This is a genomic window from Salegentibacter tibetensis (assembly GCF_020164485.1).
Taxonomy (GTDB): Bacteria; Bacteroidota; Bacteroidia; order Flavobacteriales; family Flavobacteriaceae; genus Salegentibacter; species Salegentibacter tibetensis.
In genome coordinates this window covers 46939-61056 of record NZ_JAIQZA010000021.1, presented here as the reverse complement: position 1 = coordinate 61056, position 14118 = coordinate 46939, and the positions used below count along the sequence as shown (strand labels likewise).

The window sequence follows — 14118 nt, the reverse complement described above, 5'->3', positions numbered from 1 at the left end:
TGGTTAATTATAGAGGGCGTTATATTTATCATCAATTTGCATTTCCTCGATCAAAAAATCTACCCATGCTTCTGTATATAAATATGAGTTGTTTGGTGCATCGTAAATACAGAACTCACTATTGGTTCGTTCTGGATGTGCATTTCCATTGTGCGGCCTCACATCATAAGCGTACCAACATTGAGTGTGAGTATGCTGGGTGAACTTATCTTTTTCCTTACCATTTCTTACGACTTTAGGGTTCCCTAAACCTTTTTGCACTCGATTAACCACCTTATTAGGTTTTAGTAAGTCCATATTTTGAACGGGTACTTGAACATGTTTATTCTTAACTAAGGCGGCTACTCTATTTACATTCTTTTTTTGTTCTTCTGATAACTTATCGTAGGAAAAAAATTGAACGGGCAAGGAATTTTTACTATCATGATTGGCAACCTGAATTAAAAATGCTTTAAAACCGTATTCCCCACTTTCTCTAACTTCAGTTGTTATTGTATTCCTGTAAGATTTGATAAAATCTACAATTGGTTTATTTGATGGATTGGCAATCACTGCGTTATTAAGACTTTTCGATGAAGGAAAGAGTTGTAATGCAAAAGACAATGACTCCCTTATACAATATTTTTTACCGAATTCTTTCTCAACTATTTTATCGAAATTAAGTAGGAGAGCCTGACATTCTGAAAAAATATCAGCATCCAGTTCAGGGATAGATTTATGTTCAACCATATTTCTGAGAGGAATAAAGAATTCTAAATTTCTACGAATTGGATTGTTAGATTCTGCTCCAAAGTATTCCTTTAAACAAACTGATAATTCCCAATAGCAATAATCTCCATCTCTTTTTCTGAAAAATCTTCCATCCTTATAAAATGGCTTCTTTTTTTGTTTGAAAAATATTGCGTGAAATAAGGCTGTCCAAGAAATTACCATCAAAACGATATAACCGCCAGATTTAAATTTAATTGCAGGCTTATTATAAGTTTCCACGGCTAAAAGAGCGCAATCTCTTGACTTTTCAAGACTTTTCTTTACTGCTTTAGGTAGTCCTCTTGGCATATTTTTTTATTTAACTCACCTTTACCTTCCCAGTCACCACCGCGTCTATTAAACTGCTCTTATATTCCTTTAATTTTTCGATTTGCTTTTCTTGAAGATCAATAGTTTCTTCAAATTTCAAAAATTGGTTTGTCAGATTATTTGCTATTTCTGCTTGTTCTGTTGGAGGAGGAAATGGAAATAAAACATTTTTAATAACATTCACAGCAATACCAGGTTGAGCTGCAGATTGTGAAAGTCGATTAAAATCAGCTACTCTAATGGCTTCTCCTAGCCAAAGAATATTGACATCATCCTTATGATAAACAACAATAGCGTGCTCAGAAGCAAAAAAAGTACCTGAAGCGTAATTCACATTACCACAAAGGGCTCCTTGTCTACCAATTAACACATGTTCCCCTTCATTAGTGTATGTCTTAGCATAACCTCTAAAACCATTACCACCATAAACCGGGTATCCTTCAAGTATGAAACTTTCTGAAGAAATTGTCTGGCCACTTTCTAATTGGGCTATATGCTTTAAAGCTTTCACCTCCCAATGTCCCGGGATCTCGCCAATCCATTCTACTCTGCTGTCTTTCATCTTTACCTCAGGCTTTAAACCTTTGGTTACAGCATTTTGGATGATGATCTGCTTGCGCTCTTTGAGCAGCTCGATAAGCTGTTGCTTTTGTGCAATGGCGGTGTCGATCTTGCCGCATTTTTCGTCCAGGAAATTGGCAATGGCGCTTTGTTCTTCTTTTGGAGGAAGTAATGAAAGAATTCTGAAAAAGTCGTCTGAATATAACCTAAGGCGACTTTCAATAACACCCGAAGAGTTTCTTTTAAATTCCGCTTTGTATCTGTCCGTACGTAATAAGTAATGAAAAAATCGTTCTTCATTATTCCCTTGGAGTCTATAAATAGAATAGGCTGGACTCGTAATTCCTTCAAAAGGTGAAAATCCGAGGCTGCCATTCCACGCAAGCATAATATTAGTAACGAGGTCGCCTTTTTGAACTTTTTTATAACCTTCAAGAGAGGAAGCATTAGTCAATAAATCCCCTTCCTCAATTTTATCACCTTTACGAGTTACACCGGTATATTGAGATACCGATAATAAATCCTCAGTGCCATCAACGCTTCGTTCGTTAAGTTCCTTAAATAAATATTTAAATCTCCTTAAACCCCAATGCTCCGGAACCTCTCCCAGCCACTCCACCCCGGAATCTTTATAAGCAGGATGTTTTTGTAGTTGTTGTTTTTCTTTTACTGCTTCCATCTATTCCCGAATGATATTAATATAGTCTTGTAAGATAAATATTCTACCTCGTGACTGGTTGGTTGTTTCTTTTAGGAGGCCTTCTTCTTCAAATTTTTTGACGAGATCATTGGAAGCCTTATAACTTAAACTGCATATCTCTTGCACCTGTTCTATTTTTGTAATCACCGGGTTTCTTAATAAGTGCTGAAAGAGGGTATGCCCACTGGCACTTCTTCTTCCAAAAGTCTCAGCAATTTTCAATTCGCTTTCTTGCTTATAAACAATAAGTTTTCCAAGGGTTTCCACTGCCTGGGTGGCAGTATCACGAACCCCTACTAAAAAGTAACGTAGCCACTGCCGCATATCGCTATGTGTACGAACCCGCATTAGGTTATCATAATACAACCCCTTATTTTTTTCAAAATAACTGGAGAGGTACAATAAAGGTTTGTCTAAAATTTGTTCTCCCACCAGGTACAGCGTGATTAACAACCTGCCTATCCGCCCATTCCCATCCAGAAATGGATGAATGGTTTCAAATTGATAATGTGCTATAGCAATTCGAATAAGTTCGGGAACTTCAATTTCTGTATTATGAAGAAATTGCTCCAGGTCGCCCATCAAATTGTTTACATCCTGATGTTGTGGAGGAATGAAAACAGCATCTGATATACTGGTGCCTCCAATCCAATTCTGGCTATTTCTAAAAGTTCCCGGCTGTTTTTCCTGTCCTCTAACGCTGTCTAATAAAAGTTTATGAGTATCTCTCAAGAGGCGGGAGGAAATAGGAAGAGTTGGTAAAGTCTCCAGAGCATAATTAAGGGCTTTACTGTAATTTTGGACCTCTATCCAATCCTGTAGTCTGCCGGGCATAATTTCGTCTTCCGGCAAAAGTGCTTCATCTATCCCAGTTTGTGTGCCTTCAATACGGCTACTGGTTACTGCTTCTTTGGTTACGTGTAGTTGGATAAAAAGATCTACATTGGGTACTAAACGAGCATAAGCATTAAGTTCTCCCAATTTTACTGCAGCCTCCTGCAAAAGTTTGTTTATTTGAGGGTCATTCCATACCCACTGCTCATTAATTAAATTGGGGTGAAATTGTTTATATCCTAGTCCGCTACCCCTAAAATTACCTGATGTATATTTGCTTAAATCAATCATTAATAGTTGCTCTTAGAGTAAAATAAGTACTTTCATATTATTACTTTTTCCAAATAAAGGTAAATAATTTTTACTTTATTTTACTTTAGCGTGTTAAAGTAAAATAGCTGATATACTATTTTACTTTTCATTTAAATTCAATATTTCTAAAATTAAACCTTCATTCTTTTCTTCCAACTCCAAAATTTCTTTGGCTACTATATCCAAAGAACGCAACGGGGTGTGGCGGTAGAAATATTTGTTGAAGCTTATCTCATAACCAATTTTGACTGCATCGAGGTTGATCCAGGCTTCGGGAACGTGTGGTTTTACTTCTTCTAAAAAGTAGCTGTATATTGGCTCTTTTAGAGGCACGTTCTCATAATCCCGCAGGTTACTTTCGGTTTCAAAAATGACAAATTCACCGGCCTTCCCGGTGGGGAAGTAGCCAAAATCGGGTAATTGTTCTTCGGTACAACTAAGGTGGGCGAGGAGGTTACTTAATTTTTCGCCGCTTAATTTTTCTTTCTTTTTGATCACCTTTTCAGCTTCGGCATCATACCAGCTTACCGCATTGTAGATTGCATTCTTTTCGGATGCGCCGGGTTTGAGTTTCCAATCCTTCAGCTTTCCTTCAACTTCTATTTTAAAATTATTAAAATTTAAGTATTCTTTTTCGCCAATATTCTTGTGCAGTTTTTCAGCAAGCTCTAAAATTTCCTTTTGCTTTTTCCAGGTTTTGGGGCTCAACAGTTTCTTTCGGTTTGCGCTGCTCAGGTTAAGGTCGTTTTCTTCCGTCCAGGCAAGGATCTCCTTTTCGTGATCCTTCAGCTTTGTATATACTTCCTCTCCAAAAGTTTCCCAGACCCATTGCATTGGCTCTTTCAGCTGTTTGTCATAACGTAAGTCCATAATTCTTTCCGCAGTGAAATGAGCTTTTAACCGCTTCGGGCGTTCTATGGTTACTTTGTAGTATCCGAAATCCTCATTATCAAAAACCTGTGCAGCTATTCCGGGAACTTCGGCATTGGTTTCATTATCAATCTTTCGGCTTACCGCCTGCATTTCAGCATAAGTCTTTACGATCTCATCAATATACTCGGGAGCGAATTCGCAGTTCTTGTTTCCGAGGTTCTTTCGCAGCTTTCGGAATAATTGTCCGCCATCGATAAGCTGCACCTTTCCTTTACGGTTTTCAGCTTTATTATTGCTGAGCAGCCAGATATAGGTGGTGATGCCGGTGTTGTAGAACAGGTTGTTGGGCATCTGGATAATAGCCTCCAAAAGGTCATTTTCAATGATGTAGCGCCTGATGTTGCTTTCGCCGCCGCCGGCATCGCCCGTAAACAAACTGGAGCCGTTGTGCACCGAAGCGATCCTGGAACCGGAAGGGCTTTGGTGTTTGGGCTACATCTTGTTCACCATCTCCATAAGGAACAGCAGCTGCCCATCTGAAGAGCGCGGAATGGCATCGGCATCTTCCTCCACGCCCCAGTAATTCTTCAACGTGATCTTAAACCGGGGATCGATCACATCTTTTCCGTCCTTGATATATTTTTGTTCGCTGCTCCAGGACTTCCCGTAAGGCGGATTGGAGAGCATAAAGTCAAAAGTAGTCCCTGCAAATTCATCTGTAGACAAAGTAGAACCCACCCTGATGTTCTCGGGGTTGTTGCCCTTGATCATCATATCACTCTTACAAATGGCGTAAGTTTCGTCGTTGATCTCTTTTCCGTAAAGGTAAACATCGCCGGTTGCTCTGATAAGGCCTTCCTCGTCTTTGATAAAATTCTGAGCTTCGGTAAGCATCCCACCGCTCCCGCAGGCAGGATCGTAGATGGTCATTACCGGTGGCATTTTATCTTTTATGGGATCAAAAACCAGGTGCGTCATTAAATCTATTACCTCACGCGGGGTAAAATGTTCCCCGGCTTCCTCGTTGTTCTCTTCGTTAAATTTCCTGATGAGCTCCTCAAAAACATAGCCCATTCCCAGGTTGGAAAGCGCAGGCATCTTTCGGCCTTCGGGATCTTCTTTTTCGAAAGGGGTAAGGTTGATATAAGGAGAAGTGAATTTTTCCAGTACGTCCAGCAGCACATCTTTGCTCGCCATATGCCGTACCTGGCTCTTAAGCTTAAACTTTTCAATGATCTCCTTTACGTTGGGGCTGAAGCCATTCAGGTAATCTTCAAAATTCGCCTGCAGGATCTGCTGGGAATTGGTAGCGGTATCGTGCAGTTTTTGCAGGGTCCATTTGCTGGTGTTGTAGAAAACATATCCCGAAGCCTCGCGGAGTCCGCTTTCGTCCCATTCGGTAAACCCGGCTTCATCACGCTGAAAAGCCAGCTCTTCCATCACAGCATCTTTGGTTGGTTCCAGTAAGGCATCCAGGCGGCGAAGAACCACCATTGGCAGAATTACATCGCAGTATTTCCCGCGCACGTAAACGTCACGCAGGCAATCATCTGCAATAGACCAGATAAAGGAAACTAATTTATTGTGTGTTTGTTGAGTCATTTATGTTTGTTCGGTGTAAGATTTATAAATGCCCGAAGCTTGCATATAGAATTATTTCTTTTGCAGGCATTATATCCGCGAGTAGGGATTTGCGGAGGTGGGGCAACACTTTGGTAAATCTAAATATTTTCTTAAAGCTTTGAAAGCGGTTTTCTGTAATACTTACATTTTTAGGTGCAAGAAGTGGATAAAAGGAGATTTTTCAATATTATTTATGCTGTTATAGTTTTTCTCGAAGGTGTCAACATATTATTAAGAACTAAAGCTCCATTCCACTTCTCCCAGATCAACTTGATTAATATAATTCATCTCGAGATAAGTATAGATGTTAGGCACTCCAACGTGAAGGCTAATGTCATAACCACCGAGGGTTTCTTCCTCAAGCATGGTTCTGCCTCCATATTTGATTTCTTCCTGAATATGCTGGTATTTTTCTTCTAAAAGTGTTATTTCTAATGTTCTCATCGCCCTTGTTTTGTACAACAATATTAAGGCGGGAAGGCGACAATAGGTGTCGTTATTATGATAATTGTAATTTCAGTAGTTTAAAGGGAAGCTTAGCGTTTTAGAGTCATTAGGATTTATAAAGCGCGGAGAAAGTATATTTTGGAGTTTTTCAAGGGTCCGGTGGCAAAGATTTTTTAAGTGCGCCTATTTTTAATAAATATTAAAACTTTGCGCTCATTTTTTACTATCTGCGCCTATTTTTTATTTATCTTGCGCTCAAATTTATTTTTACATGCTAGATCCCGCCCATTTTTATTCTGATGCGCCTGTTTTTCACGGACTAGAAAGACCAGAAAAAGGTGTCATCGTAGGATACTCCGCCATAATTGATAAGCTGGGTCTTAATATTCCTATTCAAAAGCCCGTGGCTTTGATCTGCGATCAAAACAAATCTTTTGAAACCGAGGATTGGCGGGTCTTCCCACCTAGTTATTTGCCTGAAGATCATGAGAAACTTTCCATAATCGAAGCCCTTTATAGGCACCTGATATTCAGTTTAAAATATGAAGGGGTGAATTTATTAGTGTTTAGTGCGCTAACCAGGTACTTTTCTGAAGAAGAACTATATGAGCTGACAGATATTGAACCTACCGGACAATATAGCCGGAGGATATGGTTCTTGTTGGAATGGATTATGGAAAAAGAGATTCCTCAAAAGAAGGCCCTCACTAAAAAAAGTTACGTTCCCGCTATAGATAGTAATCTTCAGTTTGCTATAAATGGGACAAAATCAAAACGTCATTTGGTGATTAATAACCTCCCAGGCACTCCTTATTTTTGTCCATTAATTCGTAGGACTGCGAAACTTGAATTCTCTCAGGCCGATTTAGAGGAGAAAAAAAGTGAATACTTAAAAGGTTTACGTAAGGATATTATACAAAGAGCTTCGGCATTTCTTCTTTTGAAAGATTCCAAAGCTTCTTTTACAATAGAGGGAGAAAACCCGCCAAGCAAACGTGCAGCACGATGGGGGCAAGCGATTGGACAGGCGGGAACAAAAGATCTTTCAGAAGAAGAATTTGTTAGACTACAGCAAGTGGTGATTGAAAACAGTCGATTCGTAGAGATGGGCTTCAGGAAAAAGGGAGGCTTTGTTGGAGAACATGAAAGGACAACTGGGGCACCAATACCAGATCATATTTCCGCAAAACCTGAAGATCTATCTAAGCTAATAAAAGGTCTGCTTGCTACAAATCAATTATTACTTGAAAATGATTTTGCAGCAGTCATGGCCGCCGCGAAAATTGCTTTTGGTTTTGTGTTTATTCATCCCTTCGTCGACGGGAACGGACGTATTCATAGATATATAATCCATCATCTCCTGGCAAAGAAAAAATTTTCTCAGCAAGGGGTGATATTTCCTGTCTCAGCTTCTATTCTTGATCATATTGTTGACTATAGAAACGTTCTGGAAGATTATTCACACCCTCTTTTGGATTATATTGATTGGGAACAAACACCAGATAACAATGTCCAGGTGATGAACGATACTCTGGATTACTATCGATTTTTTGACGTTACTAAGCAAACGGAATTTTTATATGATTGCGTAAACGACACCATAGATAATATAATCCCTCAGGAAATTCAATACCTCACGGCTTATGATGCTTTTAAAAGATGGTTGGATGACGAATATGAAATGCCGGATAAAATGGTAGCTCTCCTGGTAAGATTCCTTGAACAGAATGAGGGAAAATTGTCTAAAAGAGCCCGCGAAAAGGAATTTGTGAACCTAAAAGCAGAAGAGGCTCGTGAAATAGAGGAGACCTTCAGGGAGTTGTTCAGGGAAAGTTAGTACTTTTTAACCTGCCCTGTGTATGCTTAGATCCTTGTTTATAAATTCTCATCCTCAAGCTCCTCTTCAGTAATCCCATTAATATTTGCCAGGGAGTTCATAAGGTGTTCAAGCTCATCGAAGAAAGTCAATAACTTATTCAGGTTAGTATCTTTAGTTTCGCGAAATTGCTCAAGATCGAATTTGTAAGTATCCCCGGGCTTTAATACCATATTTACTTCAGAATATTCTCCGGTCATCCCCATATTAATTATCCTGGTGAGTAGTTCCTCCTGCATTTCGAGTAACTACCTCGGAGCAAACCCCGAGAAACATTATTGGAAAATATATCTTAATATCGGGGCAAGCCCGCCTGAATAATTCGGACAGGCCTCGGGGAACCTGCCCGAAATAAATTTCATTCCGGCGGCTTAAGCCTCAATGAGTGATTAAGCCCGTAGAAAGGCTATTGTTTATAGTGATTTTCTAAATGCGGGATGCGTGTAATATGGCTCCAGATGGAAATTGCAGAAGTGTGGCTTATCTTAAAAATATAGAGCATCCTGTAGCAGTCGCTCGAAAAGTGATGGAAAAAAGCTCTCATGTAATATTAATAGGAGAGGGTGCCTGTAACTTTGCCATTCAAAACGGATTTAAACCAAAAAATCTTCTGACTGAATTAGGAAAAAGAATGGAAAAATGCCTGGAAGAGAAAAACTATAAGCCGATAATCAATATTGAAAATCACGACACTATCGGGATGCTGGCCATAGATTATCAACATCTTAGATTCTGAAATAAATTCAGAATGACGATTTAAAAAACTTTTCAGACAGGTTCTTGCTTTTTATAGAATTCATAAGCTCAATTTCAACTATTGCTTTCCCGCTAGTAATACTTTGATAGCTATCTATTGCACCAGGATCTTTATTTTCTCCAGTAGCTCATCCATATCGAAGGGTTTGGCAATAAAATCGTTGGCACCTGCAGCCTTGCATTTTTTCCCGGCATCGTGAAGGGCAGACATCATCAATATAGTTACGTGTTTGGTGGTTTCCTCTCTTCTTATCCTTTCACAAACATCGGTGCCATTAACCCCTGAAATGAGCATGTCTAAAAGTACCAAATCAATACCATGAGTAATAATATTTTCTTCTGTCTCTTCGGGCTTTTCAGAAACAATTACTTCATAACCATTCATTTCCAGCAGCATTTTAAGCATATCGCCAATCGCGGTATCATCATCTACAACTAAAATTTTTGTATTGCTTTTTTTCATTTTTTTCCTGTTTATACCATGTAATTAGATTTTAGCGCAGCTAAGCATTTAAACTTCATAAGGCAACGAAAAAGAAAAAACGGAACCTTCTCCTACTTTACTTTTTACCGAAATTTTCCCCTTATGCCTTTTTACAATCTCATTGGAAAGGAATAGGCCTATTCCAAAACCGGCATACGTATCTTCATTTGTACCAGTAACCCGGTAAAAACGGTCAAATATCTTTTTCAAATCATTTTCAGCTATGCCTATCCCATGATCTTTCACGCTTATTTTAACGTAATTGTTTTCTCCTTTTTTAATTTCCACTTCCACTGGTTGACTGTTAGAAGAATATTTTATGGAATTCGTGATTAGGTTTATCAATACCTGACCAATTCTGTCTTTATCGGCATTGACGTTACACTTAAACTGGTGCTCGATTTTAATCTTTTGCCCGGTTCTGGAATGGTTGATATCCTGTATGGTTTCATCTACCAGTTCATTTATGCTAAAGACTTTGTTTTTAAATACCAGTTTATTGTCCTCCAGGCGTGAGAGATCCAGCATTTCAGAAATAAGTCTCGATAAACGTCCTATTTGGGTATCTATGCGTTCCAAAGAAGGTTTTAGGGGCAAAGAATCCAAACCTATATCCTTGTCATTTTTAAGGATGCTCAACAATAATTGCACATATCCTTTTATAGAAGTAACAGGGGTTTTAAGCTCATGGCTCACCATCTTAAGGAAATCCTCTTTGCGTTTTTCCTCATCTTTAAGTTTTTGAATTTCTATTGCCGAATTGATCCAAAATTTAATTTTTCCGGCATTGTTTTTAAGCGGTACGGCCCTGCCCAAGTGCCATTTATATCCATCGTTCTTGTTTGCACAGCGAAATTCCATTTCAAATTCTTTTCCGGTATTTAAGGATTCCTTCCAGTGGCTTATAAAAGTTTCAAAATCATCGGGATGAATACAATTTTGCCAGCCGCGGCCTTCAAGTTCTTCCTGGCTATGGCCGGTATCGCTAACCCAATGTCGGTTAAAATAATAAGCGTATCCTTCTTCATCTGTATTTAAAATTTTTCCCGGCATTAAATCGGCCATTTTTCTAAAATGAGATTCACTTTCCTTTAGTTTAAGATTGAATTCGGCTTGTGGGGTAACCTCAGTGGCAATATCCACTATTCCGGTAATGTTGTTGTTTATATCCCTTTGCGGGTAGTACGTAAAATTATAATAAGAACGTTCCATTTTTCCGTTTCGAAATATATCTACAGGCATTTCGAAAAACTTTTGAGCTTCCCCGGTTTCATATACCTTATCCATTATTTCTTTGAAACCCTGTTCCTTTAATTCCGGTATTGCTTCCAAAATTGGTTTGCCAATAACTTCCTTACCTTTTCCCCATGCTTCTAAAATAGCATTATTGGCTATACCAATTTTATGGTCTTCTCCTGTAAAAGTAGCGATCAATGAGGGGGAAGAATAGATCAACTCATGGTACAGTCGTTCACTTTCTTTAATTTTTTCCGCCGCTTCTTTTCGGTCAGATATATCCCTGCTTATTTCAGAGACCCCGATAATTTTTTCCCCGGCATCTTTTACCAGGGAACCTGTAAGGGAGATAGGAACCTTTTTTCCTTTTTTGGTAATCCTTACCGATTCAAATTCGTTTACTTTTCCTCCTTTTTTAATTCTATCGAAGATCTTTTTTTCCTCTTCCTGGTGCTCTTGGGGAATAATGATAGATATATGTTTTCCTATAGTTTCTTTGTGGTTATATCCAAATATCTTTTCTGCACCTTTGTTCCAACTGGTAATGTTCCCATCCAGGGTTTTGCTGATAATAGCATCCTCTGAAGACTCCACAATCGCCGACAATCTCGCATTTTTGGCACCCGCTTTTTTTACTTCCGTAATATCCTCAATCGCCAGTAAAATTCTATTGTCCTCATTATCGGGACTAAAGATCTGCCGGGCGTTCAGCAGCATGGTTTTGGTTCCGATTTCTGGAAAATCATGGGTCATTTCAAAATTGGTGAAACCTTCTTTTTCCGGCAGTATGTTCCCCAATAGTGTTCTCAATTGGGGGATGTCCCATTGTTTATTTCCTATATCATAAACCAATTTTCCCTCTGTTTGCTCTTCCTGGACTTTAAATGTGTTGTAGAAAGCTTTATTGGCAGATTTTACGTGCAGGTTTTTATCCAAAATTAAAAGGGGTTCCCAAATAGTATCAACAACGATCTCGGCATAATCCCGGGAACTCACAAGTTGGGCATTCAAACTCTGCAATTCCTGGTTTAAGCTGGTAAGTTCTTCATTGGTGCTCTGCAATTCTTCTTTGCTGCTTTCCAATTCCTCGTTCAGGCTCTGCAGTTCTTCACTGCTACTTTCTAGTTCCTCATTACCACTTTGCAGCTCTTCATTCACCGCCTCCTGGTCCGCGGTAATACTGCGCATATTTTCCCGGGTTTGGGAAAGTTCCTGTTCCAGTTGTCTTATACGCTTGTCTTTTTCTTTATCTTTTGGTGCTGTAGAAGTTTCCTCAGCAGATACTGCAAGGCCATGGTCGTGAAAAAGGATTAAATAATGCGGTTCCACAAGTTTAGGCAAAGGAACAGCTTCAATAGAGATGTTATGTGTTTTTCCATCTATCTCTATTAGTATGTCCTTTTTTTCTACAGTAGTTTTTCTTTCGGGATTGTCTTGCAGGTTTGTTTTTGCCTGGTGCAAAATATTTCGAAGTTCAAATGACAATCCCAATTTTGCCATTTTCAACAAATTATGGGTAGGTTTCCCGGGGGACTGTTGCAGGAATTTGCTGGTGTTTCCCCGAAAATGGACAATATCTTTGGTCTCATTCACTACCACCCCGGCGGGGGTATAATTACTTAGGATAACATCATCTGCGATCTTCTGGAAATCGGTGCGTGTATTTTCTTCCCTGGAATTGGAGTTGATGTCCTCGATATTTTGCTCGCTTCGCTGGCTGGTCACGAGCATAAACCTGCCGGGTTTATCTTTGCGTGAGTATATTTTGTGTTTTTTTTCTGAAGGACCAAAGAGATCTGGCACATTACTTACAGTTTCCGATTTTCCCAGCAATAAATATCCATTCTGGTTTAGGGCATAGTGAAAGGTGGTGAGTGCTTTTTTCTGAAGGTAAGGCTCCATATAAATAAGAACGTTGCGGCAACTTATAAGATCCATTTTACCAAATGGTGGATCCATAAGAAAATTATGAAGGGCAAAAACACATATTTCGCGTACCTTCTTGTTTATTTGATAATGCCCATCTCTTTTAGTGAAGTATTTTTTCAAACGTTCGGGAGATAAGTCCTGTAATTCATTTTTTTTATAAATTCCGGTTCGTGCTTTTTCAATGGCAGGTTGGCTAATATCTGTACCGAATATTTGTATTTTTTCCCTGGGTCCAGAGGAAGGCTTATTCTCAAAAAACTCCAAAAGACAGATAGCAATGCTGTAAGCTTCCTGGCCTGTGCTACATGCCGATACCCAAACACGAATGGGAACTCCTTCTTTTTTATTCTTAATAATATTTGGAAGGGTAGTGTTGCATAAATTTTCAAAAACCTCAGTGTCCCGAAAAAAAGTGGTTACGGGGATCAATAAATCCTGATACAACACATCTTGTTCTGAGGTATTAGATTTTAACTGGTCAAGATATTCTGAAAGCTCTTCCTTGTTGCCTAGAGCCATCCTGCGGAGTATTCTTCTACGGATAGTGGGTTGCTTGTAATAAGTGAAATCGGTTCCTCTACGCGTGCGCAACAATGAAAGTATTTGTTTAAAAATCTTCTCATCCTGTCCTTCGTATTCTGGATCATCGTCATTAGCTTCCTTGGCGTTGATTTTTTTTATTGTCTCCAGAATTTTTGCCGGGATTTTATCCGGCGGAAGGGAAAAATCCACCACCCCCGCATTTGTCGCACTTCTGGGCATTCCATCATATTCTGCCGACTCCAGGTCGTGTACAAACGTGATGCCTCCATGTTCTTTAATGGCTTTTAATCCTTCGGTGCCATCGGAACCTGTCCCTGTCAATACTACTCCAATTGAATACGACTGGTGTACCCAGGCAAGGGAGGTGAAAAACAGGTCTATAGGAAGGTTTTGTAATTTTTCGCTCTTTTCTGGTCTGGGGCTTAGTTCCAGCTTACCATCATTAGCAAGTAGCATTTTATTACTGGGGATAATGTAAATGTTATTAGGCGCCACCTTAATCTCATCTGAAATTTCCAAAACCGGGATTTTGGTGACTTTTTGCAGTAGTTCCGGCAACAGACTGTCGTGGTCTGGGTCCAGATGCTGCACCAGCACATAGGCCATTCCGGAATCTTCGGGAATGGATTTTATAAGTTGTTTAAATGCCGCCAACCCCCCCGCAGAAGCACCAACGCCTACTACGGGAAAATTATTTTTAGATTTGGTGAGTGCTTTATTTGGTTTATGTTCTTGTTCTTTCATATAATATCCTCTGGGAAAAGAAAAAATACCGTTAATTATAAGGTTTTCAAAACTTTAAGAGCTTTATAACAAATGTTTGTGAAAAACATTATAGATACGGAAGTTAAATTTAAGACTAAA

General features: G+C 39.1%; 10 protein-coding genes and 1 pseudogene. 2 read left to right on the top strand and 9 right to left on the bottom strand.

Going from position 1 to position 14118, the window contains the following annotated elements:
• Positions 1–3 precede the first annotated feature (3 nt).
• From LB467_RS11890 to LB467_RS11865, 6 genes are all read right to left on the bottom strand, one after another.
• Positions 4–1059, bottom strand: a complete 1056-nt coding sequence (locus tag LB467_RS11890) for a DUF3644 domain-containing protein (protein WP_224474259.1) — start codon at positions 1057–1059, stop codon at positions 4–6.
• Between the two features lie 10 nt (positions 1060–1069).
• Positions 1070–2320, bottom strand: a complete 1251-nt coding sequence (locus LB467_RS11885) for a restriction endonuclease subunit S (protein ID WP_224474258.1) — start codon at positions 2318–2320, stop codon at positions 1070–1072.
• Complete coding sequence (locus LB467_RS11880) at positions 2321–3466, bottom strand: Fic family protein (RefSeq protein ID WP_224474257.1); 1146 nt, start codon at positions 3464–3466, stop codon at positions 2321–2323. It abuts the gene before it with no gap.
• Between the two features lie 120 nt (positions 3467–3586).
• Complete coding sequence (locus tag LB467_RS19595; RefSeq protein WP_237690440.1) at positions 3587–4795, bottom strand: N-6 DNA methylase; 1209 nt, start codon at positions 4793–4795, stop codon at positions 3587–3589.
• A 57-nt stretch (positions 4796–4852) separates the two neighbouring features.
• Positions 4853–5962, bottom strand: coding sequence for an HsdM family class I SAM-dependent methyltransferase (locus LB467_RS19590; protein WP_224474256.1), 1110 nt, complete (start codon positions 5960–5962; stop codon positions 4853–4855).
• A 252-nt stretch (positions 5963–6214) separates the two neighbouring features.
• Positions 6215–6427: a hypothetical protein gene (locus LB467_RS11865; RefSeq protein WP_224474255.1), complete on the bottom strand. Its 213-nt coding sequence runs from the start codon at positions 6425–6427 to the stop codon at positions 6215–6217.
• 274 nt (positions 6428–6701) lie between these two features.
• Between LB467_RS11865 and LB467_RS11860 the strand changes: the two genes are divergently transcribed.
• Positions 6702–8267 carry a Fic family protein gene (locus tag LB467_RS11860; protein ID WP_224474254.1) on the top strand — a complete coding sequence of 522 codons (1566 nt, stop codon included), beginning with the start codon at positions 6702–6704 and terminating at the stop codon, positions 8265–8267.
• A gap of 38 nt (positions 8268–8305) precedes the next feature.
• On the opposite strand, the gene LB467_RS11855 is transcribed toward LB467_RS11860, so the two are convergent.
• Positions 8306–8545 (bottom strand): hypothetical protein, encoded by a 240-nt coding sequence (locus LB467_RS11855; RefSeq protein WP_224474253.1) that lies wholly within the window; start codon positions 8543–8545, stop codon positions 8306–8308.
• A gap of 197 nt (positions 8546–8742) precedes the next feature.
• Between LB467_RS11855 and LB467_RS11850 the strand changes: the two are divergent.
• A pseudogene (locus LB467_RS11850) lies at positions 8743–9021 on the top strand (isoaspartyl peptidase/L-asparaginase); the annotation flags it as partial.
• Between the two features lie 135 nt (positions 9022–9156).
• On the opposite strand, the gene LB467_RS11845 reads toward LB467_RS11850, so the two are convergent.
• Together LB467_RS11845 and LB467_RS11840 are read right to left on the bottom strand one after the other, a co-directional pair.
• The gene (locus tag LB467_RS11845; RefSeq protein WP_224474252.1) at positions 9157–9525 is read right to left on the bottom strand and encodes a response regulator; all 369 of its coding nucleotides are present in this window, start codon (positions 9523–9525) and stop codon (positions 9157–9159) included.
• Positions 9526–9573: 48 nt separating this feature from the next.
• Positions 9574–13998 (bottom strand): CheR family methyltransferase, encoded by a 4425-nt coding sequence (locus LB467_RS11840; RefSeq protein WP_224474251.1) that lies wholly within the window; start codon positions 13996–13998, stop codon positions 9574–9576.
• Positions 13999–14118: the final 120 nt, after the last annotated feature.